This window comes from Halomicrococcus gelatinilyticus, assembly GCA_024227995.1.
In the GTDB taxonomy this organism is placed as follows: Archaea; Halobacteriota; Halobacteria; order Halobacteriales; family Haladaptataceae; genus Halomicrococcus; species Halomicrococcus gelatinilyticus.
In genome coordinates this window covers 272,212-295,847 of record CP100467.1, presented here as the reverse complement: position 1 = coordinate 295,847, position 23,636 = coordinate 272,212, and the positions used below count along the sequence as shown (strand labels likewise).

The following is a 23,636-nucleotide window of genomic DNA, read 5'->3' as shown; positions in this document are numbered from 1 at the left end:
TGTTCCGGACCCGCGTTCGGGGGCGTCGGTCGTGACCCCCCGGGCCGGAGTCCCGACACGTTACTGTGCCTCGCGGATCTCCTCGTTCAATGCCGGGACGACCTCGTGGAGGTCGCCGACGATGCCGTACTCACACTTCTGCATGATCGCGGCCTCGGGGTCGGTGTTGATGGCGAGGATGGTGTCCGCGCCCTTGCACCCGACCATGTGCTGGACGGCACCGCTGATGCCACAGGCGATGTAGATGTCGGGGCTGATCTTCGCACCCGTGAGTCCGATCTGGTCGTCGTGGGGCCGCCACCCCTCGTTGACGGCGGCGCGCGAGGCGCCGACCGTCCCGCCGAGGAGGTCGGCTAGCTCTTCGAGTTTGTCGTAGTCCTCGGGGCCGCCGACGCCGCGGCCGCCGCCGACGACGACCCGCGCCTCGCCGAGCGGCACGCCCTCGACGTCGGACTCCTCCAGTCGGTCGACCTGCACCCGGAAGTGCGAGTCGTCCAGCGACGGACTGAACACATCGACCGCGGGGTCGACCGCGGCCTGGGCCTCCTCGATGGGGTGTTCGTGCGCCGCGGCGGTCAGCAGCTTCGTGTCGGCGTCGAGGCGGGCGTGTTCGACGAGGCTTCCGCCCCAGCGCTGGCGGGTCACCTCGTACTCGTCACCCGTCTCGACGTCGGTGCAGTTGGCGGCCATCGGCAGGTCGAGCGCGGCCGCGGCGTGGGACAGCACCTCGTGACCGCGGTCGCTGCCCGGCGCGACGACCGCGTCCGGGTCGAGCTCCGAGGCGAGTTTCGCGAGGCTCTCGCCCCAGGCCTCCGGCGCGTAGCGGGCGAGGCGGTCGTCGGTCACGTGATGGACCGCCTCGACGCCGTGGTCGCCGAGTTCGTCCGCGACCGCGTCGCCCTCCTCGCCGAAGACCGCGACCTCCACCGCGCCGTCGTCGGCCGCCAGGTCGCGGGCGAGCGTGAGCATCTCCAGGGACGTCTCCTCCGGCAGGCCGCTCTCCTGTTCGACGAAGCCGAGTATCACGCTCATAGCACCTCCACGTCCTCGTCCAGCACCTCGACGACGTCCGGGGCGGCGTCCGGTCCCTCCCCGAGTATCTCGGCCTCGCTGTCGTCCTCGGCCGGCGATTCGAGGCGGATCTTCTCGAACGTCCCCGGGCCACCGTCGCGCTCGGGCGTCAGCGCGGGAACCTCCTGTTTGCGGGCCTGCATCTTCGCCCGCATCGAGGCGTACCGCGGTTCGTTGATGCCCTCCTTCACGCTCACGACGGCGGGCAAATCGACCTGGTAGACCTCCTCGCCGCCGGCGACCTCCCGCTTCGCGGTCGCCGTGCCGTCCTCGACGTCGAGGGACTTGATGCCCGTCACGCAGGGCAGGTCGAGTTCGCGCGCCACGCGGACGCCGACCTGGTAGTTCGCGGCGTCGGCGGACTCGTTGCCGAAGAGCAGCAGGTCGAACCCGACGCCATCGTCGTCGGACTGTTCGCGGACGGCGTCGGCGATGGCCGTCGCGGTTTCCCGCGGACTCCACTCCTCGCCGTCGGTCTCGAGCAGCGTCGCGTCGTCGGCCTGCATCGCCAGGCCGGTCCGGAGCTGCTCCTCCGCCGCCTCCGGGCCGAGGGTGAGCACGGTCGCCGACCCGCCGTGCTCCTCGACCTGCTGGATGGCCTCCTCGACCGCGCACTCCTCGTGGGGGCTCATCGTGAACCCCAGGTTGCTCGTGTCGATGCCCTGCTGGTCGTCCGTCAGTACGATCTTCGCGCCGGTGTCCGGCACGCGCTTGATGCACGCCAGTACGTCCATTGTTCGGTGTTCCGTGTAGTGTGAAATCGCCGCAATCGGTTCGGAGACCGCGGAGGCCTCCGGTCGATGCTCCCCCTAGCTGCGGATGCGCTCGTTCTCCGGGTCGAACAGCGGGCGACTGCCGGCGACCTCGACGGTCACCGGGTAGTGCTCGCCCATGTACTCGACCTGGAGGCTCTGGCCCTCCTCGGCGTACTCCGGCGGGAGGTACGCCATCAGGAGGTGCTTGCCGACGCTCGGCCCGGTGCCCGCGCTCGTGACGTAGGACTCGCGGCCCTCCTCGTCGACGACGACCTCCCCGTCCTGGTCGAGGACGGGTTCGTTACCCAGCATGAAGCGGCGCTCGCCCTCCGCGGACATGTGGTCGTCCACCGAGAGGGTACACAGCGTCGCGGCGTTCTCCTCCTCGATGGCCTGGGCGTACGCCTCCTTGCCGATGAAGTCGGCGTCCTTCACGCCGTGGAACGTCAGCCCCGCCTCGGCGGGGTCGTACTCCAGTTCGAGTTCGTGGCCGTAGAGGCGGTAGCCCTTCTCCATGCGGGCGGTGGTGCCGTAGACGCCCATCCCGACGGGACGGACGTCGTACTCCTGGCCGGCCTCCCAGAGCACGTCCCAGAGGCGCCCGCCCTGGTCCATCGGCGCGTAGATCTCCCAGCCGCGCTCGCCGACGTAGGAGATGCGCAGCGCCCACGCGTCGACCTCGCCGATGGTGATCTCCTGGGCGGTGTAGGGCGGGAACGCCTCGTCGGACATGTCCTCCTCCGCGACGGAGTCGACGAGGTTGCGGGCGTCCGGCCCCCAGACGCCGAGGGTGCACAGCGACGACGACTGGTCGACGAGCTGCACCGAACCGTCCTCCGGGAGGTGCTGGCGGAACCACGCCTTGTCCGAACCGCCCATGCCGCCGCCGGTGATGACGCGGTAGCGGTCCTCGGCCATGCGGACGATGGACAGGTCGGAGACGAAACCGCCGTTCTCGGCGAGGACGGGCGTGTAGACGGACTTGCCGACGTCGACGTCCATCCGCCCGACGGCCATCTTCTCGGCGTACTCCGTCGCGCCCGGACCGACGAGGTCGAAGATGGTGAAGCCCATGTCCCCGACCATGGCGACGTTGTCGCGCATGTGCAGGTGCTCGGCGAGGATGATGGGCGACCACCAGCGCGAGTCCCACTCGTTGGGGCGGGTGAACTCCGAGAGCTCGCTGTTGTACTCCGTCAGCAGGTCGCGGTTGGACTCGAACCACTGCGGTCGCTCCCAGCCGGCGGACTCGAAGAACCGCGCGTCGAGGTCCTCCTGGCGGTCGTAGAACGCGCTCGTCCGGAGCGGCCGCGAGCTCTGCCACTGCTCGGACGGGTGGACGATGCCGTAGATCTTCTGGTAGCCCTCGTGAGCGCGGTTCTTGACGAACTCCCGCGAGGTGCCGTACTCGTAGAAGCGGTTGACGTCCGCGCCGTGCAGGTCGACGTCAGACCAGCCGCGGGTCATCCACTGCGCGACGGCCTCGCCGATGGCGGGCGCCTCCTTGATCCAGACGGCCGCACAGGACCACAGTCCGTCGACGTCCTGGAGCGGGCCGAGCAGCGGCGCGCCGTCCGGCGTGACCGACAGCAGGCCGTCGATCTCGTGGCGGATACCCGCCTCGGGGTCGTCCAGCACCTCGGGGACGATCTCCAGCGCGTCCTCCATGGACTTCTCGAACGCGTCGTCGGTGAGCGGCGGCTGGGTCGGCGACAGCGGTGCCTCGTCGATGGAAGGGATGTCGTCGACGTCCCAGAGGATGGGTCGGTGCTGGTAGGAGCCGACCTCCATGTCGTTGCCGTGCTGGCGTTCGTACATCTGGGTGTCCATGTCCCGGACGACGGGGAAGGAGATCTCCCCCTCGTAGTCCTCGAAGAAGGAGATGGGCCCGACACTGACCATCTGGTGCACTGCGGGGGTGAGCGGAATCTCGACGCCCGCCATCTCGGCGAGCTTCGGGCTCCACAGCCCCGCGGCGATGACGACCTCGTCGGCCTCGACGGTCCCACGGTCGGTCTCGACGGCCTGTATCTCGCCGCCCTCGACGTGGAGGTCGAACACCTCGGTGTTCGGCGAGACGGTCAGGCCGCCGTCGGTCTCGTGGTCGGCCCGCGCCCGCATCACCTCGCCGGCACGGAGCGGGTCGCAGGTACCGGCTCCCTCGGAGTAGAACCCCGCCTCGATGACGTCCGTGTTGACGTACGGCACCATCTCCTCGACCTCCTCGGGCGTGAGCAGTTCCGCGGGTTCGCCGTAGGCCTTCGCCGACTGGACGCGCCGCTTGAGTTCCTCGACGCGTTCCTCGGTGCGGGCGACCTCGATACCGCCGCTGTTCGTGAACGTGTCCATGTCCTCGTACTGCTCGATGCTCCGCTGGGTGAGGTGGGTCATCTCCTTCGAGTGCTCGACGGGCATCAGGAAGTTCGACGCGTGGCCCGTCGAACCGCCGGGGTCGGGCAGCGGCCCCTTGTCGATCAGGAGGATGTCCTCCCGGCCCTGCTCGGCGAGGTGGTAGGTCAGACTGTTCCCGACGATGCCTGCGCCGAGGATGACCGTCCTCGCCTCCGCGGGAAAGTCGCTTCCGCTCATCGGCGACTCACCACGCCCCAGACGCGCGGTTTCCGGTCCTCGATGCCAGTTCCGACCGTGTTACCTGTCAGTTGCATGCTCGTTTCCTTGAGGTCGATTGGCACGATAATAAATGACGGCATACCAGACAGTTCCGTTACAGGACGAGCGACGGCGGCCCCGAACTGCGCCGCTCGACGGCGTCGCCCCGGACCGCCGCGTTCGACAGCAGTACCGCGTTCTCCGGCCGATTTCAGGGTCTGGCGAAACGCGAGAGAGTTCTCCGCCAGCGACCAGAACCCTCACCGGAGTAGAGGCGACGAGGCGACCGCTCCACAGTCCATAATCGAGATTACATATTATGTTTCGAACCGGCTCGGAGACGGTGCCGACGCTGGAGCACGGGAGAGGGAACGAGCGACAGCGCGACGACCACGGACAGCAACGAGCAGGAACGACAGCGGGAAGGGTCGACAGTGGTACAGGGTTGACGACCGTCAGCGCTCCCGGTCGCCCACCGTTCGCTCGGCGGTCCTGACGGCCGCGGCGTTCGCCGCGACGTCGTGGACGCGGACGACGTCGGCCCCGCGCTCGGCCGCCAGCGCCGTGGCCGCCACGGTGGGAGCGAACCTGTCGTCGGGGTCGCTCGCCACTCGCTCGAACATCGACTTGTGGGAGTGGCCGACCATGACGGGCGTTCCCAGGGCCTCGAACTCGGCCAGGCGGTCGAGCAGGGCGAAGCTCTCCCCGGGACGCTTGCCGAACCCGAGACCGGGGTCGACGATCAACTGCGAGCGGTCGATGCCGGCCCGCTCGGCGAGCAGGACGCGCTCGGTCAGGTCGTCCAGCACGTCCGAGACGACGTCGCCGTACTCGTAGCTGGTGTCGGGGTCGACCGGTGCGGAGAGACTGTGCATGCAGACGGCCGGGACGTCGTGGTCGGCGACGACGCGGCGCATCGAGGCGTCGGCGAGACCCGCGACGTCGTTGACCATGTCCGCACCGGCGTCGAGCGCCGCCGACGCGACGGACGGCTTCCGCGTGTCGACGGAGATGGTCGCGTCGAGGTCCGTCAGCCGTTCGAGCACGGGAACGACGCGCTCGATTTCGACGTCGGCGGCGACCGGGTCGGCCCCCGGTCGCGTGGACTCCCCGCCGACGTCCACGACGTCCGCACCTGCCGCGACCATCTCCCGGGCCCGCGCGACGGCGTCGGCCGTCGCGTCGTACGCGCCACCGTCGTGGAAGGAGTCCGGCGTCACGTTCAGGATGCCCATGACGGCGGTGCCGTCCGTCCACGGGTGGTCGCCGTCGGGAGCGTCGACGCCGATGCCGAGCGCGTCGTTCACCTGCTCTGCGAGGCGTCGCTTCTCGCCCGCTCGCCCGCTGAACTCCCGGACGAGGTCGACGAACTGGTCGCGCGTCCCCGAGAGCACCACCTCGACGTGCTGGCTCGCGTGCTCGACGCCGGAGACGACACAGGTGCCGCCCAGCGACAGCATCTCCTCCTTCAGCGTCGCGGCGACGGCGCTGCGGGCGTGGAACCTGACCGTCCGGTCGACCATGCGGTCGGCGGTCGCCCGGCGCGTCGCTTCCGGGACGTCGGCGCTCGACGTGACCGCACGGGCGCGCTCGGGGTCGGCAGTGTTCACGACCCGCGGCGTCCGCGTCCACCGGTCGCGCGCCTCCGCGACGGTGTACAGCGACCCGGTGACGAGGACGCAGTCGGACTCGTCGGCCTGCCAGAGCGCCCGTTCGAGCGCGTCGGGCACCGACCCGAACGTCTCCACGGCGGCGTCGCTACCCCGTTCGAACACGGCCCGGAGCGTGTCCGTCCCCTGCGCGCGGTCGACCGCGGGTTCGCCCAGGTACAGTCGGTCGACGCGGGGGAGCGCGTCGCGCATCGCCGCGTGGTCCTTGTCGCGCATCGCGCCGAAGACGACGTGGAGGTCGTCGTAGTCGTAGCGCAAGAGGAGCGCTGCGAGCTTCGAGCAGGCGTCGGGGTTGTGCGCGCCGTCGAGGACGACGAGCGGGTCGTCGTCCATCACCTCGAACCGGCCGGGCCAGGAGACGTTTCGGATGCCGGCAGCGACGTCCTCCGGCGTCGCGCCGGCGACCTGTCTCGCGAGCGTCGCCGCGATGGCCGCGTTTTCCGCCTGATGCTGGCCGAGCAGCGACGTCCGGGTCTGGACCTCCCAACCGTCACCCACGATGGACACCGACGACTCCGTCCGCGACACCATCCCCGTCTCGGTCGTCACGACGTCGGCGTGCGCCGGCGGTCCGGCGGCCGCGCTGCCGGACGACTCCACGTCGCGGTCGTCCGCCGCCGCGTCGTCGTCGCGCTCGCCGCCGACGGTCACGACGGGCGTCTCCTCGCGGATGGTCCGGAGCGCGGTCCCGGTCGCGCCGGTCACGAGCGGCGCGTCCGCGGGGGCGACGGTGCACTTGTCGCGGGCGATCTCCTCGACCGTCGACCCGATGATGTCGGTGTGTTCGAGGCTCACGTTCGTGACCGCGGCCGCCGCGGGGTCGACCACGCTCGTCGCGTCGTACTTCCCGCCGATGCCGACCTCCAGCACCGCGACGTCGACGTCCTTCCGGCCGAAGTGCCAGAGCGCCATGACCGTCAGCGCCTCGAAGAACGTCGGCGGGTCCCCCTCGACGGACCGGTCGACGACGTATGGCCAGGTCGCCTCGACGAAGCGCACGACCTCGGCCTTCGGAATCTTCCGCCCGCCGACCCGGACGCGCTCGCGGACGTCGTTGAGGTCCGGCGAGGTGTAGAGCCCGACGTCGTGACCCGCTTCGCGGAGGATGCGCGCGAGCGTCCGCGCCGTGCTCCCCTTCCCGTTCGAGCCGGCGACCTGGACGGCGGTCACTGACTCGTGGGGGTCGTCGAGGTGCCCGAGCATCGCGGCGGTCGTCTCCGTTCCCAGCTTGGGTCGCAGCCGCTGCAGTCGTTCCAGCCGGTTCACCGCCTCGTGGTACTCCATGGCACACCACTTCGAAGCGGACGGAAAAAAGTCCCACCGCTCGGTCGGGGCGAACCACAACCAGTCAGCTCCGGTGCACGTCGAAGTCGGACGACGGTCGCGAGGTCGGCGCGTCCGTCGAACGTGCCGGCAGCACAGAGAGGCTCCACGGCCCGCGTACACCGGCATTCTGCGAGGACGACGGCGAACGACGACACCTCCAGGCGCGCAAACCCTTATGAGACGTCTGGGTGAACGTGGCGGGCGTGGAACATTTCGATACGGAGACGAAAGCGGTCCCCTACCTCGACAGACTGGACGCGGAGGGGGTTGCGGCCATCCACGACGCGTCGATGCACATCGTCGAGGAGGTCGGTATCCAGTTGAACCACGAGCGGGCCCGCGAACTGTTCGCGACGCACGGCGCGACGGTCGGCGACGACAACGTGGTGACGGTGCCCCGCGGCCTCGTCGAGGAGCGCGTCGAGATGGCACCCGCCCAGTTCACGCTCCACGCCCGGAACCCCGACAGGGACGTCGTCGTCGGCGGTGACGGGCCGACGGTCCGGGCGCCGGGGTACGGTCCGTCGAACGTCCGCACGTTCACCGGCGGGCGGCGGCGGTCGCGGCTGTCGGACTACGATGACCTCCTGAAGCTCTCCCAGGTCGAGGACGTCATCACGTGCACGGGCTACGACGTCTGCGACCCGGTCGACGTCGAGCAGTCGGCCAGGCACGTCGAACTGCTGGAGCGGTCGCTCGCGCTCACCGACCAGCCGGTCATGGGGCCGACCCACGGCGAGCGGCGCGCCCGGACCTGCATGGACATGGTCGCCATCGCGGTGGGCGACCGCGACCTCTCCCGGCCGTACGTCGCGGGGCTCATCAACACGGTGCCGCCGCGGTGCATCGACACGGAGATGCTGGGCGGGCTGCTGACCTACGCGGAGCACGGCCAGCCGCTGGTCGTCTCGTCGCTGACGATGGCCGGCGCGTCCGGGCCGGCGTCGCTCGCCGCGTCGATGGCCCAGGCCAACGCGGAGAACCTGGTCGGCATCACGCTCGCCCAGCTCGTCAACCCGGGCACGCCGGTCGTCTACGGCGTCCCCTCCTCGAACATCGACGTCCGGTACGGGTCGCTGTCGGTCGGCAGTCCCGAGTCGGCGCTGTTCGCGGCGCTGGCCGGGCAGATGGGCCGCTACTACGGCCTGCCGTCGCGGGGCGGCGGCGCGCTCTCGGACTCGAAGGCGGTCGACTACCAGGGCGGCTTCGAGTCGATGCTCGTCCAGGCCGTCACCGAGTTCAGCGGCGTCGACTACGTCCTCCACTCTGCCGGCATCCTCGAGTCGTACTCGACGATATCGACGGAGAAGTTCGTCCTCGACTGCGAGGGACTGCGGTACCTCGACCGGTTCCGGGACGGCTTCCCGATCGACGGGGAGAGCTTCCCGATGGAGCTGATGGCCGAGGTCGGGTCGGCCGGCCACTTCCTCAGCGAATCTCGCACGCGCGAACGCGCCAGGTCGTCGTTCTACCGGCCGTCGGTCGCCGACAAGCGCGCCCACGACGACTGGGCGGACGACGGCACCAAGTCCGCGTACGAGATGGCACACGAACGGGTCCAGCAACTGCTCGCCGAGTACGAGCGCCCGCGCCTCGACGCCGACGTCGAACGCGAACTCGCGTCGTACGTCGAGAAGCGTCGGTCCGAAGCGGACTGACGCGAGGCCCGTCGAACCTCGTCAGGTAAGACTTTTGACCATCTGGGCGTGACGCACGGCTGCACAGCAGGGCCATTGCGAGGGGACGTCCCTTCCACGACCGCGGCGAGGCGGTCGGCGATTCCACTGCCAGCGTCGCCGTCGTCGCTGCTGCGACGGTCACCGCCGGGATAGGTCCTCCCCTCGGAAACACGTCGTATTCGAGAAACTATAGGTACGCTAACATTGAAACAGCGTCGCGGCGACTGTTGCACCGAACATGTCACCGCCAGACGAGAGTGGGCAGTCGATGCCGACCGACTACGAGATCGCACAGTCCGTCGAGAAGGCACCGATTACCGACGTGGTCGAACCGTTCGGCCTCGGGGAGGAGGACCTCGAGCTCAACGGCGACTACAAGGCGAAGGTGAAACTCGACGCCACCGAGCGCATCCGCGAGGAGCACGACGACGACGGGAAGCTCGTCCTCGTGACGGGGATGACCCCGACGCCGATGGGCGAGGGCAAGACCGTGACGACGGTCGGGCTCGGCCAGGCGTTCAACCAGATCGGCAAGGACGCCCTGGTGGCCATCCGCGAGCCGTCGCTCGGCCCGGTGTTCGGCGTGAAGGGCGGCGCTGCGGGCGGGGGCTACTCGCAGGTACTCCCGATGGAGGACATCAACCTGCACTTCACGGGCGACCTGCACGCGCTCACGTCGGCGCACAACCTCATCTCGACGATGCTGGACAACCACATCAAGCAGGGCAACGAGCTCGACATCGCGGTCAACTGGGTCAACTGGCCGCGCGCGATGGACATGAACGACCGCGTGCTGCGGGAGACGGTGGTCGGCCTCGGCGGGGACGTCACCGGCGTCCCGCGCGAGGACGGGTTCATCCTGACGGCGGCCTCCGAGCTGATGGCCGTCCTCTGTCTCGCGGACTCCATCGAGGACCTCAAGGAGCGCGTCTCCCGCATCATCGTCGCCTACGACGAGGACGGCAACCCGGTCACGGCCGACGACATCGAGGCGACGGGCGCGGTGGTCATCCTGCTGAAGGAGGCGCTGAAACCCAACGTCGTCCAGACCATCGAGGGGACGCCCGCGTTCGTCCACGGCGGGCCCTTCGCGAACATCGCCCACGGCACCAACTCGCTCATCGCCGACGACGTCGCCGCCCACCTCTCGGAGTACCTCGTCACCGAGGCCGGGTTCGGCTCCGACCTCGGCGCAGAGAAGTTCATGGACATCGTCTGCCGGTTCGGCGACATGGAGCCCGACGCCGTCACGCTCGTCGCGTCGGTACGGGCGCTCAAGTACCACGGCAAGGACATGTGGCCGGCCGACCTCGACGAACTCGAGGACGAGGACGTCGCGGCCGTCCGCGAGGGGTTCGAGAACCTCGACAAGCACGTCCGGAACCTCCAGAAGTTCGGCGTCCCGGTGGTCGTGGCCGTCAACCGCTTCCCGGGCGACACGGACGCGGAGGTCCAGGCGGTCCTCGACCACTGCGAGGACGACCTCGGCGTCCGCGCCGCCGAGTCGAACGTCTTCAGCGACGGCGGCGAGGGCGGCATCGACCTCGCGGAGAAGCTCACCGACGCCGCCGAGGAGGAGTCGGCGTTCGAACCGCTCTACTCCGCCGACGACTCCATCAAGGAGAAGATCGAGACCATCGCGACGGAGGTGTACGGCGCCGACGGCGCGGAGTACCACGGCGACGCCGAGGACGACATCGAGCGCATGGAGGAGTTGGGCTACGACGACGTGCCGGTCTGCATGTCCAAGACGTTCCACTCGCTCAGCGACGACCCGAGCAAGAAGGGAGCGCCGGAGGGCTGGACGCTGGAGGTCAAGGAGGTCTACCCGTCCGCCGGCGCCGGTTTCCTCGTTGCGCTCACGGGTGACGTGCTCACGCTCCCCGGCCTGCCCGCCGACCCGGCCGCCGCAGACATGGACATCGACCCGGACGGGACCGTCTCCGGGCTGTTCTAGACGGCCGCGACCGCCTCGATCTCGACCGCCGCGCCCTTCGGGACCGCGCCCACCTCGATCGCACTCCTGGCCGGCGGCTCCTCGTCGAAGAAGCCAGCGTAGGTGTCGTTCATCTCCTCGAAGTCGTCCACGTCGTCGAGGTACACCGTCACCTTCAGGACGTCGCTCATGTCGAGGCCCTCCGCCGAGAGGATGGCCTCGACGTTCTCCAGACACTGTCGTGCCTGGACGGCGACGGGTTCGTCGTCGAGCAGTTCCCCGTCCGCCGTCAGCGGGAGCTGTCCGGCGGTGAACAGGACCGTGCCGTTCGTCGTCGCCTGGCTGTACGCGCCGACCGCCGCTGCCGCGTCGTCGGTGCTGACTGTCCGCTTCATGCCGTTCGACAAACGGAGGACCGACCCAAATACGTGCTGCCGAGCCGTCCGAACCACCTCCTGTCGCGGACGGTACACGACCTGGACCACCGGTGCGGGAGAACTGTCTGGGACGCCGACCCGGGGTCGGCACACTCCACAAGTAGTAGTTTTCCCGATATTTTGTGGGACGGGCGGGGCAGCGCCGCTGTAACCGGCGAACGGCCACCGTCGTTGCAGCGGCAAAACTGCACGACGTAGGACGGTCGATGGCCGCGGCGTTCGGACGGCACTCCTGGCGGACCCCTCGCATCCCAAATTTATTTCCGCTCTCACGTGTGGTTGTGTTTCGAGGTTTCCAGAGATGTACGACACCATCCTGATTCCGTTCGACGGGAGCGACGAGGCGCGACGAGGAGCCGAACACGGGATAGGGCTCGCCGCTTCGGTGGGTGCGTCGGTCGACGCGCTGTACGTCATCGACCTGCCGGGCGTGCCACGAACCGTGTACGTCCGGGACGACGAAGAGTCGCTGCGGGAAGAGTACCGCGCGTACGGAGAAGAGGTCACGAGTCAGGTCGCGGACATGGCGGCAGAGGTGGGCGTCGAGTGCGACACCGCGATCAGAACCGGGGCCCCCGCCGAGGAGATAGTCGACTACGCCGACGACGAGGACGTGGACGCCATCGTCCTGGGAAGCGCGTACCGGGGCAAGTTCGGCGCGGTGCTGGGCGGGACCTCCGAAAAGGTGGTCCGCACGTCGAAGGTTCCGGTCGTCACGACCCGGATGGGCATCGACGACTGACCACCCTCCCCGCCCGGCATCCTGTTCCTATCGACCGCCGCGGACAGTGTTCGACCGGAGCGCCGCCGCAGTCGCCCGAACGCGGTCGCGGCCGCTACGCGGCACCCGCCCCGTCGTTCCGGAATCTGGTCTCCCGGAGGTAGATGACGAGGCTCGCGCTCAGAAAGCACATCCCCGCCACCGCGAGGTTCTGCGACGCCATGGCCAGCAGTGCGACGACCATCAACCCGACCGCGACGACCGCCAGGACCGTTGGGATAACCTGTGTCATACCCGTCAGCTCGATTCCGCTATCGTCGCCGACCGACATGATACTGTCGACGAGCCGTGAGTTTCACCGCTGCGAGAACGAGTGTCTGAACTCCCAGTGGTAGCGACACTCGTCGCAGGTCGCCCACTCGGGCACGTCGAGGCGCTCGGGGTGACGCTGCCCGTGGTTCATGCGACTCCGGCAGACGGGACAGACCAGAGAGACGAGGTCCAGGTCGGTGAACTCCCGGTAGTCGAACTCGGCCGCGCAGCGCGGACAGTCGATGTCGTCCCAGACATCGTGCTGGAGTATCTCGCTGCCACAGCGCGGGCAGTCCATGACGGCGGGCGGCCGCTTGCTCCAGCCGACGCTCCCGTCGTAGGTCGTGGTGTGCGCCTCGGGAATCGAGAGCCGGAAGCTCTCGGGGGTTTCGTCCTGGCGCAGCGGCGCTATCACCCGCTCCGCCACGCGCCGCAGCGTCGCGACCAGACGTCGCAGCGCCGCCATGTTGCGTGCTACCGTGGCAAACGTGATAAGTGGTTTGTCGGCCCGTCTCGCGGACGCTCACGGCGTCCCCTGCCGGAGGGTACGTGCTGACGGAGGACTGGAGACGCCCGGCCCGAAGGAAGCGGGACCCGTCGACGCGAATCGAGAACCACCGACAGGTTTTCCGGGGGGCCGGCCGATTGCAGTGTCATGATAGCGAGACACACGACACGGCTGGCGGCGGCGCTGGCGGGACTCGCAGTCGGGCCGGGCGCGGCCGCGGCGCGACCCATCGGACCGTCCGTCGTCGTCGACGCACCGGGGCGAGTCCGCGCCGCGGCGTCGTTCCTGCTCGTGGTCGCGTTCGGTGGTGTCCTGTTGTATCAGTACGACAGCGTCGTCGACCGGTCCGTCGAGGCCTTCCTGGAGCGGCCCCTGGCCGCGGCCGTCTACGGCGTCCTGGCGTACGCGCTCGTCGGCTTCCTCGGAACGTACGCCTACAGCCAGATGGCGCGGATCGGCGTCGACGTCGCGACCGTGTCGGCCGTCGTCGGCGGCGTCGTCCTGGCACTGGCGGGCTTCGGGTTCGTCGTCGTCGGAACCACCGTCACCGACGTGTTCGGTGCGCGTCGGCCCTGGACGGGACTCGTCGTCGGCGGCGCGCTCAGCGCGGCCGGCTGGTTGCTCCTTCCGCTGCTCGCCGCCGTCGTCGCATGGACCGTCCTGGCCGCCGTCGGCATCGGCGGGCCGGCGCGGAAGTGGGTGCACGCAGATCGGTCCATCGAGTCCGAGCTCGGTTCCTGAGCGGCCGAGAAAGCGATTTCCGTCTGGCTCCCGTGGCCCCGGTATGGGACTCGCGACACCCCTGCTCGTCGGCGTCGTCGCTGCGGGAGCCACGGTGGCCGTGCTGGCCGGGACTGTCGTGCTCGTTCTCATGCTCGTCGCGCTCGCCGGCGTCGCCTACAGAGGCCTGCGCGGCGACGGCATCCGGTGGCCAGGCGACGAGCGCGACGACGACGAGGTCCGGCGTGCGAGCGACGACGAGGAGTGGAAGTACTACTGACGGTCCGAGACGGCGATCTGTTCGTGGCGGTCGAACGTCGCCGAGGGGCCTCCGAGGACGCCAGCGGTGTCTCGGACGGCCGTGGGCTCTCGGGAGGCGCGGTCGAACTGAATCGAGCCACGGACGGTGCAGGAGCGTGACGTGTCGCCGGGGACGGAATCGTCGTGGCGACAGCGTCACGACTGTCGGAACGAAGCAGTGCCGTTGCGGGGTTCGAACGAACCCGAAAAGTCGCCGGAGGGCGTCAGTCGCTGCTCTGTGCGTCGTCGCTCTCCCGGATGTCCGTCACCGTCTCCCTGCTGGTCCGCACGACGTCGACGTCGCCTGCCTCGGTCATGTCCTCGATGCGGTCCGAGAACGCCTCGGATTCGAGGATCTCGTACTCGTTGCTGAGTCCGAGATACACCGTGTAACACATCAGGCACAGGATGACGGCGAAGGGGAGGCCGGTCGTGATGGCTGCCGTCTGGAGCGCGCCCAGACCGCCGCCGTACAGCAGGATTGCGGCGACCGCCCCTTCGGTGACCGCCCAGAAGATGCGCTGGGTCTTCGGCACGTCGTGCTTGCCGCCCGAGGTCAGGTGGTCGATGACCAGCGACCCGGAGTCGGAAGACGTGACGAAGAACGTGACCACGAGCAGCGTGGCGAGGATGCCGGACAGCGCTCCGAGCGGGAACTGGTCCAGCATGGCGAACATCGCCACGGTCTGTCCCTCCGCGTTGTATGGACCGAGCACACCTCCAGCGCCCTGCAGTTCGAGGAACAGCGCGCTTCCGCCGAACGTGGCCAGCCAGACGAACGAGAACAGCGCGGGCAGGAACAGCACGCCGAGGACGAACTCCCTGACGGTGCGTCCCTTCGAGATGCGCGCGATGAACATCCCGACGAACGGCGACCACGCGATCCACCAGCCCCAGTAGAAGACGGTCCAGGCGGTGACGGTTCCGCCGCCCTCACCGATGGTGCCGGTGAAGAACGACAGCGACGCGAAGTTGCCGAGGTACGACCCGAGACCGCTGACGAGTCCACCGAGGATGTAGACGGTCGGGCCGACGACGAGCAGGAACCCGAGCAGCAGGAGCATCAGGTAGAGGTTGATGGTGCTCAGGCGCCGGACGCCGTTCTCGAGACCGGCGGCGACGGACAGCGTCGCGATGGCGGTGATGCCCGCGATGAGCAGTATCTGCGGAACCGTCCCCGTCGGAACGTCGACGATTCCGAGGATGTTGCCGCCCACGTACGACATGCCCCGGTTGACCTGCGCGACCCCGAGACCGAGCGAGGTCGCGAGTCCGAACAGCGTCGCGAACACAGTGACGAGGTCGATGACGTGGCCCGGCCAGCCGTAGATGCGGTCGCCCAGTAGCGGCCAGAAGATCGACCGGAACGTCAGCGGCAGCCCGCGGTTGAACGAGAAGAAGGCGAGTCCGAGACCCACGAGGCCGTAGATGGCCCAGGGCGAGAAGCCCCAGTGGAAGAACGTCTGGGTCAACGCGGCGACGCCCGCGGCACTGGTCTCGGGCTGGGCCTCGTAGAACCCGGGAACGTTCTGGAAGTAGTACATCGGCTCGGACACGCTGAAGAACATGAGGCCGATCCCCATGCCGGCGCTGAACAGCATGGCCATCCACGAGAAGTCGCTGAACTCCTTCTCGGCCTCCACGCCGCCGATCCTGATGTTGCCGTACTTGCTGATGGCGAAGTACAGGATGGTGACGATGAAGACGTTCACCGCGAGGATGTAGAACCAGCCGAACCTGTTGTTTATGAAGTTGAAGATGTCCTCGTACACGCCTGCGGCGTCCGCTCCCAGTACGACCGTGACGGCGATGAACAGCGCGATGATCGCAAGCGCCACGGGGAAGACGACGGGGTGGATGTCGAACCCGTACTTCTGGATGTTCGTGTCGCCCGGTTCCCTGTCGGACTCGGGGTGGAACAGTTCCACCTGCAGTCCATCCGACATCCCGTCGTCGCCGTCCGCCGTCTCTCCGTCGGTCATGAGTGACCACCTCTCGCTGATTCGAGCGTAGGTTCGTACATGCGTATCGTGGTGTGATCGTGTGTTTGGTCAGTTCGTGCGCGAACGTTCCCCGAACCGCTCCGGCCGAGGATTTCGATAGCCCGAATGACAGTTACGTCGCCGTCGTCCACCACTCCCTGTGCCTCGTCCGTGTCGCGGCAATCGCCGAGGCGGGGGATATCGTTGCTCATGACCTGCTGACCGTCGCGACGTCGCACCTCCGTCGAGTGGCCGGTGACCCGTTGATTGTCAACAACTGTCATATGACGGGCCTCGACAGTTGGAACTTTATGAAGTTAAATAAGCGTTGGTATTGAATAATTTGGGTGTTTTTAACACACCCGGCAATCGTTGCCAGGGTGGCGTGGGTGTCGGTGCCGTGATAATTGCCGTGAGTGACACGTCGAAGACGCCGCCCGATGGCGATTGACGGACGATGGTCTCAGACGTCGACAGGGCGGTCGGTGGACACCCTGTTCACCACGTCGACCTGGTAGCCGTGGTCCGCGATGGACTCGATGATGTTCTCGGCGTGACCCGCCCCGCTGGTCTCGACCTGGAAGATGAGGTAGGCCTCGCCGACGTCGAGGTCCTCCAGCGCGCGGTCGTGGCGGACGGTCTGGATGTTGGCGTCGTGGTCCGCGATGACCTCCGAGAGCTCCGCCATCTTGCCGGGTCGGTCCTCGATGTGGACGCGCAGCCGCAGGATCTGCTTCCGACGGGTGAGGGTGTGGACGAGGACGGCCCGGAGCATCGTCATGTCGAGGTTCCCGCCGCACAACAGCGGCATCACGTGCTCGCCGGCCACGTCGAGGTCGTCGCTCAGCATCGCCGCGACGGCGGCCGCGCCGGCCCCCTCGACGACCTGCTTCGCACGCTCCATCAGCAGGATGACGGCGTCGGCGATCTCGCTGTTGGTGACCGTCACCACCTCGTCGACGTGCCGCTCGATTATCGAGAGCGTCAACTCGGAGATGCCGCCGGTCGCGATGCCGTCGGCGATGGTGTCGACCGAGTCGAGCGTCTGCGGCACGCCCTTGTCGAGGCTGTCGGGGACCGTCGCCGCACCGTCGGCCTGGACGCCGACGACGCGCGTCTCGGGTGCGAGGTCGGCGAACGCCGTCGCGATGCCGCTGACGAGTCCGCCGCCGCCGATGGGGACGACCACGGTGTCGACGGAGGGGGCGTCCTCGTACATCTCCACGCCGAGGGTTCCCTGGCCGGCGACGATGGCCGGGTCGTCGTACGCGTGGACGAACTCGGCGGTCGTCCCTTCGGTCAGCTCCTGGGCGTGTGACATGGCCGCCTGGAAGTCGCGACCGACGAGTTCGACCGTCGCCCCGTACCCGCGCGTCGCGTCGATCTTCGTCTGCGGTGCGTTCCGCGGCATGACGATGGTCGACTCGACGCCGAGGGTCGTCGCCGCGAGGGCGACGCCCTGGGCGTGGTTGCCGGCGCTCGCGGCGACGACCCCGTCGACGTCGCCGTCCTCCAGGCAGGCGCGGATCTTGTTGTACGCGCCCCTGGTCTTGAACGAGCCCGTCCACTGGAGGTGCTCGAGTTTCAGGCTGACCTCCTCGGCCTCGGTCATCGATTCGAAAGTGGTGCTCCGTTCGACCGGCGTGTGTTTGACCACCGACGGGTCGTCGAGGCGCTCCTGGGCGGCCTCGATGTCCGCGAAGTCGACGAGGTCGGGGGTGTCCTGGCTCATGGCTCTGTCTCCCGGCGCCGGCGGGTCGCTGCGGGACGGACCGACCACGATGCCGAACCTGTCGAGTCCCGCGAGCACTCGACCGCGGCGCTCGTACGCCTAACGGACGTCGTAACTGACTGATAAGTCCACCGGGGGCGACACCGTGCGTCGACCGGAGAATCGCCAGTCAGTGACCGGATTCACCGTCGTCGGGCGAGGTGGGCCGATTTTCCGTCGGCGAGGACGACGAAGACTGACTGCGCGAAACAAGACGTATCACGTCGCTGGCTAGACGCGTCGGCTCACGGCAGGTCCACGGCGACGTCCTCCTGGATTCCCGCTGCCTTCACCGTGTTGTACAGCAGCATCGTGATGGTCATCGGTCCGACGCCGCCCGGCACCGGCGTGATGACGCCGGCCGTCTCGCGCGCGCTCTCGAAGTCGACGTCGCCGACGAGTTCGTAGCCCTTCTCGGTGTCCGCATCCACGCGGTTGACGCCCACGTCGATCACCGTCGCACCCTCTCCGATCATCGACCCGTCGATGAACTGGGGCCGCCCCGCAGCGGCGACGAGGATGTCGGCCGACCGCGTCTTCTCGGCGAGGTCCCGCGTCCGGGAGTGGCAGACGGTCGTGGTCGCGTTTCCGCCGGGTGCCTTCTGTATCAGGAGGTTCATCATCGGCTTGCCGACGATGTCGGAGCGTCCGACGACGACCGCGTCCTTGCCCTCGGGGTCGACGTCCGCGGCGGCGAGGAGTTTCTGGACGCCGTGGGGCGTGCAGGGCTTGAACCGCGCGTCCCCGGCGACGAGGCGACCGACGTTCTCGGGGTGGAAGCCGTCGACGTCCTTGACTGGGTCGATGCTCCGGAGGACCGTCCGCTCGTCCACGTGGTCGGGGACGGGCATCTGGACGAGGATGCCGTGGACGGCCGGGTCCGCGTTCAGTTCGTCGACGACCCCGTACAGGTCGCCGGCGGGGGCGTCGGCGTCCAGTTCGCGGTGGATGCTCTCGATGCCGAGGTCGTCGCACGCCTGCTGTTTCATCGAGACGTACGTCTCGCTCGCCGGGTCCTCGCTCATCAGCACGGTCGCGAGACCGGGCGTGACGCCCTCGTGGGTCAGCGTGTCGATGCAGTCCGCCAGGTCATCGCGGATCGATTCGCTCACGGCGTTGCCGTCGAGTACGTTCGTCACCGGTACCAGCGTCCGTTGTCGGGGTCACAGTTCATGCTCGTTCACCGTTCCGTGGCCCGGCGGCCGCCGTCGGCGGCCGCTCGCGGGCGACACGGCGTCACAATCGAGATGGACGCTATCAAATCACCGGGTCGACGCGGCCGTTCCACAACGTGTTACTTCGTCGTCAGGTGTTGTCGGCGCGACGAGACGTCCGACGACGGAGTGAGGATGCGCGTCGTCGAGCGACGCGAGAACGCCACCGACAGGCGACAGTGCGCCGACGTCCACCGGATTCGCCGACGAAGACGGCGCGCGTGGTGTCGGTCGCTGGGAAAGACATAACTTCGCCCTGCCCGCCCGTGGTACACGATGACGACACCCGGCGGCAGCGGACGACAGACGCAGCGTCGACAGGGGACCACCCCGCGAGAGCACCCGGCGGACCACGGTCATCGACGGTAGCACCATGTCACTGGGATCATCGTCGACCACGACGGCCGACGGCACGGTCGAACTCCTCGCGGACCCCCGGTTCGAGCTGATGCCGTTCGACAGCTTCGGCGAACAGATGGAGTACCTCCCGGAGGGAGCGTCCATCACGATCACCGCGTCGCCGTCGCTGGGGCTCGAGGCGACGATAGAGTGGTCCGAACGGGCCGCGGCCGAGGGGTACGAGGTAATCCCGCACGTCGCCGCGCGGTACGTGCGCGACGAGGAGCACCTCGACGAGATCGCCGGCCGCCTCACCGACGCCGGAATCACCGACGTCTTCGTCCCGGGCGGCGACCGGGAGGAGCCGGTCGGGGAGTTCGAGTCCGCGTACGAGCTCCTCACGGCGCTGGAGGAGCTCGACCACTCCTTCGAGGACGTGGGAATCACCGGCTATCCGGAAGGCCACGACTTCCTCTCCGACGAGACGCTCGCGGAGTCGATGGCGCGGAAGGAGCCCTACGCGACGTACATCACGACCCAGCTCTGCTACGATCCCGACGCCGTCCTCGACTGGATAACCACCGTCCGCGAACGTGGCGTCGACCTCCCCGTCGAGGTCGGCATCCCGGGCGTGATGAAGTACCAGAAGCTGCTCGGCATCTCACAGAAGGTCGGCGTCGGCGACTCGGTCCGCTTCCTCAAGAAGACGAGCGGCATCCTCGGCTTCGTGCGTCAACTCGTCGGCTCGCGCGGGAAGTACGAACCCGACGGACTCGTCGACGGCCTCGCGCCGTACGCGGACGACCCCGAGTACGGCATCCGCGGCGTCCACGTCTACACGTTCAACCAGGTGCCGGACACCGAGTCCTGGCGACGGGACAAACTGGAGTAGGAGAGATCAGTACCGATTGCGGACGACCCTGCGGAGGCCGCCGCGACGGCGGAACAGCCGCGTGACGAACCGCTCGAAACGGCCGGGTTCGGTCGACGGGGTCGGCATGCCGGGGAGGTAGTTCTCGAATTCGTGCTGGTCGTCCGGAAGCTGGTCGTCTGCAACAGTGTGGTTAGCTGTCGGTTCCATGGCCGAGAGTTGTAACTGCGCGAATTAAAGTATTGTGGCACTATCTAATCAAAGATGGTGAGCATTGGCGCGTCAGGCCGTGACACGGCCGTCGAGGGCGTTCAGGGGTCGCCGTCGACGGTCGGCATGCGTTCGGTGCGATCGGGGGTGGCGGTGCGGGTTCGCTGGACGAGCAGGACGCCGCCGAGGACGAGGGCACCGCCGGCGACGGAGACTGCCGTCACCACCTCGTCGAGGAGGAGCGCGCCGAGGAGGACGGTGACCACCGGTTCCGCGGTGCTGATGATGCCTACCCGACTCGCCGCCAGTCGCTCGACGCCCTCGTAGAAGAGTACGAGCGGCGCGACGGTCCCGACGAGCGCGAGGCCGACGACGATGGCCCACTCGCGGCCGCCGGCGGGCGCCACGAGGCCGTTCGTGATAGCGCCGTAGACGGCCATACTGCCGGTCGTCCCGACGAGGACGCCGGTCATGAGCGCGCGCGGCGTGAGCGTCGACACGAGGACGCGACTCGCGGCCGTGTAGACGGCGTAGCAGGTCGCCGCGCCGAGCGCGAGGGCCACGCCGGCCGGCGCTGCACCGGACGTGTCGGCGCCGACGACCAGCGCGACGCCCGACAGCGACAGGGCGAGTGCGCCCACCGTCCAGCGGGTGACGGTCTCGCGCAGGACCGCCGCAGACAGTGCGACGACGATGGCCGGGTACGTGTACAGTACGATGGTCGCGAGCCCCGCGGTCAGGTACCTGAGCGAGAAGAAGTACAGCAACGTCATCGCGGTGTAGACGACGCCGAGGACGAGCGTCGCTCCCCACTCTCGCGCGGTCGCGGGGAACGACCAGTCGCGGACGCGAGCGAGGACGACCACGAGCAGCGTCGCGAACGCGAACCGGAAGGGCAGTAGCGTCGCGAACGACAGGTCGACGGCCACGGCCAGTTCGCCGAAGATGCCGATGGTCCCGAAGCCGGCGGCCGCACCCAGCACCATCAGCGACCCTTTCGTAGACTCCTGCACGTTCGAAACTTTCCTCCCGTCGGCGTACCGTTTTCGGTGTCGGGACGTCGGGGCCGAGCGACGGCGCGCGCCGTGGACGTCCGTCGCCGCGGGCCGCCGCTCGTCGTGAAACCACAACGTGTAGTTTACCCCACAGGTAGTGGATTGTATTCGCGCCGTATGGACGAACGGGGCGTTACCACACCCGACCGGCCGGCAGGCGCATCACGCCCCATACCCTCCGTTCTCGGGCGGTAGAGCAGTCCACCAGGACGGTCGAGACGGCGGTCGGAACGGAAATGACACCTCCATTTTATGGGTGGTGGTGGTGACACTGGTTGACGATGTCAGACAACGAACCAGCCCAGCAGGCGGAGCACCCGAACTACCCGAGCGTGGACCAGTCGGACCGGACCTTGCCGCGAAACCTCCGGCAGTCCGGCGACCCCGGAATCGAGATGCTGGTCTCGACCCGCGTCCGCAAGTCACCGTTCTTCCACAAGTCCTTCGATGAGAACGACGCCTGGCGTGCGACGGTGTACAACCGCATCTACCACCCGCGGGGGATGGTCAAGCCCGAGGACGGCGGAATGATGGAGGAGTACGACGCGCTGGTCAACCGCGTCACGCTGTGGGACGTCGCCGTCGAGCGCCAGATCCGCGTGAAGGGGCCGGACGCCGAGGACATCGTCAACTACGTCATCACCCGTGACGCGACGGAGATCGAGGAGATGCACGGCAAGTACGTCATCCTCTGCAACGAGGACGGCGGCATCCTGAACGATCCCGTCCTGTTGCGCCTCTCCGAAGACGAGTTCTGGTTCTCCATCTCGGACTCGACGCTCATGCAGTGGCTGCAGGGCGTCAACGTCGGGAAGGACTTCGACGTCGAGATCGACGAGATCGACGTCGCGCCGATGCAGATCCAGGGCCCGCGCTCCGTCGACGTCATGGTCGACCTGGTCGGCGAGGAGGTCAAGGACATCCCCTACTACGGCCTGATGGAGGCGGAGATCAACGGCGCACCCGTGCTGGTCAGCCAGACCGGCTTCTCGGGCGAGAAGGGCTTCGAGATCTACGTCCGCGACGCGATGAAGAACGCCGAGCGGGTCTGGGACCCGGCGCTGGAGTCGGTCCGCGACCACGGCGGCATGCAGGTCGCGCCCGCCCACCACCGCCGCATCGCCGCGGGCATCCTCTCGTGGGGCCAGGACATGGACCACGAGACGTCGCCGTTCCAGGTCAACCTGGCCTACCAGGTTCCCGACGACAAGGAGGCCGACTACATCGGCAAGGAGGAGCTCGAACGGCAGAAGGAACTCGTCGAGAACGGCGAATACCCGTTCAACCTCAAGATGGTCGGCCTGCGCCTCGGCGGCGAGCCCATCACGGACTACGCGCCGGACTTCTGGCTCATCTCGGACCGCGAGAGCGGCGAGGAGGTCGGCTACGTCACGTCGCCGTGGTACAATCCCGAACTCGAACTCAACATCGCGCTCGGCTTCGTGCCGGCCGAACAGAGCGACATCGGCGAGGAGTTCGACGTCCACCTGCCGGACAAGTACGCCGAGGAGCCCGGCGAGCCGGTCCACGCCACCGTCGTCGAGGTGCCGTTCAAGGAGTCGGTGAACCCGAGCGCCCGCGAGAAGGCCAAGATGCACGCCAAAGAGGACGTGACGAACTGATTCCGCACCGCGACGAGCCGAACTGAAACCGACCAGCTTTTTCGGCGTCCGACTGCGCCGAGCCGCATTTGGACGAGTCGCCTGCCGGAACGGAACCGTCGGACGCACAGTAGATCGGCGAGCAAGCAGCCAGCCGACGATGGAACGATCAGGGACTCTTGCGTTCGCTGTACACCGGCCTGAGGTCGGAGACGCCCTTGTCGAAGCCGAGCCAGACGCTGAGCAACGAGGCGACGAACACGAGATAGACCGGGATCCCGACGACCAGCGTGAAAACCAGCGGTGCGACCGCGAGTTCACCCACCCAGTAGAGCAGCCCCACGCCGACGAGTGCGGCGAGCGCCGCCCCCGCGATGCCCAGTCGGAACGCGCTGTGGGCGTCCGGACCTGGCGGTACGTTCGTGCGAGTCATTGGACTGCCTAGGGAGTCGTGCGGTAAAACTCTGTCAGTTCCGGCTGGCTCACCCCCGTGACTCCGCCGCGAACACGAGGAACGGTACCAAACCACTCGCGGTTTGGCGCGGGGA

20 protein-coding genes are annotated in these 23,636 nt (G+C 68.1%); 7 read left to right on the top strand and 13 right to left on the bottom strand.

All coding sequences use genetic code 11. The annotated features are described in order from the left end of the window. Positions 1-60: 60 nt before the first annotated feature. From NKT36_RS18630 to folP, 4 genes are all read right to left on the bottom strand, one after another. Complete coding sequence (locus tag NKT36_RS18630; protein WP_327054149.1) at positions 61-1,026, bottom strand: electron transfer flavoprotein subunit alpha/FixB family protein; 966 nt, start codon at positions 1,024-1,026, stop codon at positions 61-63. A 2-nt stretch (positions 1,027-1,028) separates the two neighbouring features. Beyond that, complete coding sequence (locus NKT36_RS18625; RefSeq protein WP_327053933.1) at positions 1,029-1,805, bottom strand: electron transfer flavoprotein subunit beta/FixA family protein; 777 nt, start codon at positions 1,803-1,805, stop codon at positions 1,029-1,031. Positions 1,806-1,880: 75 nt separating this feature from the next. Continuing rightward, positions 1,881-4,415, bottom strand: a complete 2,535-nt coding sequence (locus NKT36_RS18620) for a GcvT family protein (RefSeq protein WP_327053932.1) — start codon at positions 4,413-4,415, stop codon at positions 1,881-1,883. 476 nt (positions 4,416-4,891) lie between these two features. Further along, complete coding sequence (gene folP / locus NKT36_RS18615; protein WP_327053931.1) at positions 4,892-7,390, bottom strand: dihydropteroate synthase; 2,499 nt, start codon at positions 7,388-7,390, stop codon at positions 4,892-4,894. 245 nt (positions 7,391-7,635) lie between these two features. On the opposite strand from folP, the gene NKT36_RS18610 reads away from it, so the two are divergent. Then, positions 7,636-9,090, top strand: coding sequence for a trimethylamine methyltransferase family protein (locus tag NKT36_RS18610; protein WP_327053930.1), 1,455 nt, complete (start codon positions 7,636-7,638; stop codon positions 9,088-9,090). Positions 9,091-9,349: 259 nt separating this feature from the next. Further along, positions 9,350-11,068: a formate--tetrahydrofolate ligase gene (locus tag NKT36_RS18605; RefSeq protein ID WP_327053929.1), complete on the top strand. Its 1,719-nt coding sequence runs from the start codon at positions 9,350-9,352 to the stop codon at positions 11,066-11,068. Here NKT36_RS18605 and NKT36_RS18600 read toward each other — a convergent pair. Further along, the gene (locus tag NKT36_RS18600) at positions 11,065-11,442 is read right to left on the bottom strand and encodes a Rid family detoxifying hydrolase (RefSeq protein ID WP_327053928.1); all 378 of its coding nucleotides are present in this window, start codon (positions 11,440-11,442) and stop codon (positions 11,065-11,067) included. The genes NKT36_RS18605 and NKT36_RS18600 overlap by 4 nt on opposite strands. A 343-nt stretch (positions 11,443-11,785) precedes the next feature. Here NKT36_RS18600 and NKT36_RS18595 point away from each other — a divergent pair, with 343 nt between their 5' ends. After that, positions 11,786-12,226: a universal stress protein gene (locus tag NKT36_RS18595; RefSeq protein ID WP_327053927.1), complete on the top strand. Its 441-nt coding sequence runs from the start codon at positions 11,786-11,788 to the stop codon at positions 12,224-12,226. Positions 12,227-12,320: 94 nt separating this feature from the next. Here NKT36_RS18595 and NKT36_RS18590 read toward each other — a convergent pair whose 3' ends face one another. Both NKT36_RS18590 and NKT36_RS18585 read right to left on the bottom strand, forming a co-directional pair. Continuing rightward, the gene (locus NKT36_RS18590) at positions 12,321-12,497 is read right to left on the bottom strand and encodes a hypothetical protein (protein ID WP_327053926.1); all 177 of its coding nucleotides are present in this window, start codon (positions 12,495-12,497) and stop codon (positions 12,321-12,323) included. 63 nt (positions 12,498-12,560) lie between these two features. After that, entirely contained in the window at positions 12,561-12,983 is a 423-nt protein-coding gene (locus NKT36_RS18585) for a hypothetical protein (RefSeq protein ID WP_327053925.1), read from the bottom strand. Between the two features lie 189 nt (positions 12,984-13,172). Here NKT36_RS18585 and NKT36_RS18580 point away from each other — a divergent pair, with 189 nt between their 5' ends. Both NKT36_RS18580 and NKT36_RS18575 read left to right on the top strand, forming a co-directional pair. Further along, positions 13,173-13,766 carry a hypothetical protein gene (locus NKT36_RS18580; RefSeq protein WP_327053924.1) on the top strand — a complete coding sequence of 198 codons (594 nt, stop codon included), beginning with the start codon at positions 13,173-13,175 and terminating at the stop codon, positions 13,764-13,766. Positions 13,767-13,809: 43 nt separating this feature from the next. Continuing rightward, complete coding sequence (locus NKT36_RS18575) at positions 13,810-14,025, top strand: hypothetical protein (protein ID WP_327053923.1); 216 nt, start codon at positions 13,810-13,812, stop codon at positions 14,023-14,025. Positions 14,026-14,269: 244 nt separating this feature from the next. On the opposite strand, the gene NKT36_RS18570 is transcribed toward NKT36_RS18575, so the two are convergent. The 3 genes from NKT36_RS18570 to NKT36_RS18560 all read right to left on the bottom strand — a co-directional run bounded on the left by NKT36_RS18570 (position 14,270) and on the right by NKT36_RS18560 (position 18,937). Beyond that, on the bottom strand, positions 14,270-16,027 hold the full coding sequence (locus tag NKT36_RS18570; protein ID WP_327053922.1) for a BCCT family transporter: 1,758 nt from the start codon (positions 16,025-16,027) through the stop codon (positions 14,270-14,272). A 463-nt stretch (positions 16,028-16,490) separates the two neighbouring features. Further along, complete coding sequence (gene ilvA / locus NKT36_RS18565; RefSeq protein ID WP_327053921.1) at positions 16,491-17,759, bottom strand: threonine ammonia-lyase; 1,269 nt, start codon at positions 17,757-17,759, stop codon at positions 16,491-16,493. 284 nt (positions 17,760-18,043) lie between these two features. Beyond that, positions 18,044-18,937: a bifunctional methylenetetrahydrofolate dehydrogenase/methenyltetrahydrofolate cyclohydrolase gene (locus tag NKT36_RS18560; RefSeq protein ID WP_327053920.1), complete on the bottom strand. Its 894-nt coding sequence runs from the start codon at positions 18,935-18,937 to the stop codon at positions 18,044-18,046. Positions 18,938-19,385: 448 nt separating this feature from the next. Here NKT36_RS18560 and NKT36_RS18555 point away from each other — a divergent pair, with 448 nt between their 5' ends. Beyond that, positions 19,386-20,243 (top strand): methylenetetrahydrofolate reductase, encoded by an 858-nt coding sequence (locus NKT36_RS18555; RefSeq protein ID WP_327053919.1) that lies wholly within the window; start codon positions 19,386-19,388, stop codon positions 20,241-20,243. A 6-nt stretch (positions 20,244-20,249) separates the two neighbouring features. On the opposite strand, the gene NKT36_RS18550 is transcribed toward NKT36_RS18555, so the two are convergent. Both NKT36_RS18550 and NKT36_RS18545 read right to left on the bottom strand, forming a co-directional pair. Next, entirely contained in the window at positions 20,250-20,432 is a 183-nt protein-coding gene (locus NKT36_RS18550; RefSeq protein WP_327053918.1) for a hypothetical protein, read from the bottom strand. A gap of 101 nt (positions 20,433-20,533) precedes the next feature. After that, positions 20,534-21,445 carry a DMT family transporter gene (locus tag NKT36_RS18545; RefSeq protein ID WP_327053917.1) on the bottom strand — a complete coding sequence of 304 codons (912 nt, stop codon included), beginning with the start codon at positions 21,443-21,445 and terminating at the stop codon, positions 20,534-20,536. Between the two features lie 323 nt (positions 21,446-21,768). Here NKT36_RS18545 and NKT36_RS18540 point away from each other — a divergent pair, with 323 nt between their 5' ends. Then, entirely contained in the window at positions 21,769-23,109 is a 1,341-nt protein-coding gene (locus NKT36_RS18540; RefSeq protein ID WP_327053916.1) for a glycine cleavage T C-terminal barrel domain-containing protein, read from the top strand. Between the two features lie 148 nt (positions 23,110-23,257). Here NKT36_RS18540 and NKT36_RS18535 read toward each other — a convergent pair whose 3' ends face one another. Next, positions 23,258-23,521, bottom strand: a complete 264-nt coding sequence (locus tag NKT36_RS18535) for a hypothetical protein (RefSeq protein ID WP_327053915.1) — start codon at positions 23,519-23,521, stop codon at positions 23,258-23,260. Positions 23,522-23,636: the final 115 nt, after the last annotated feature.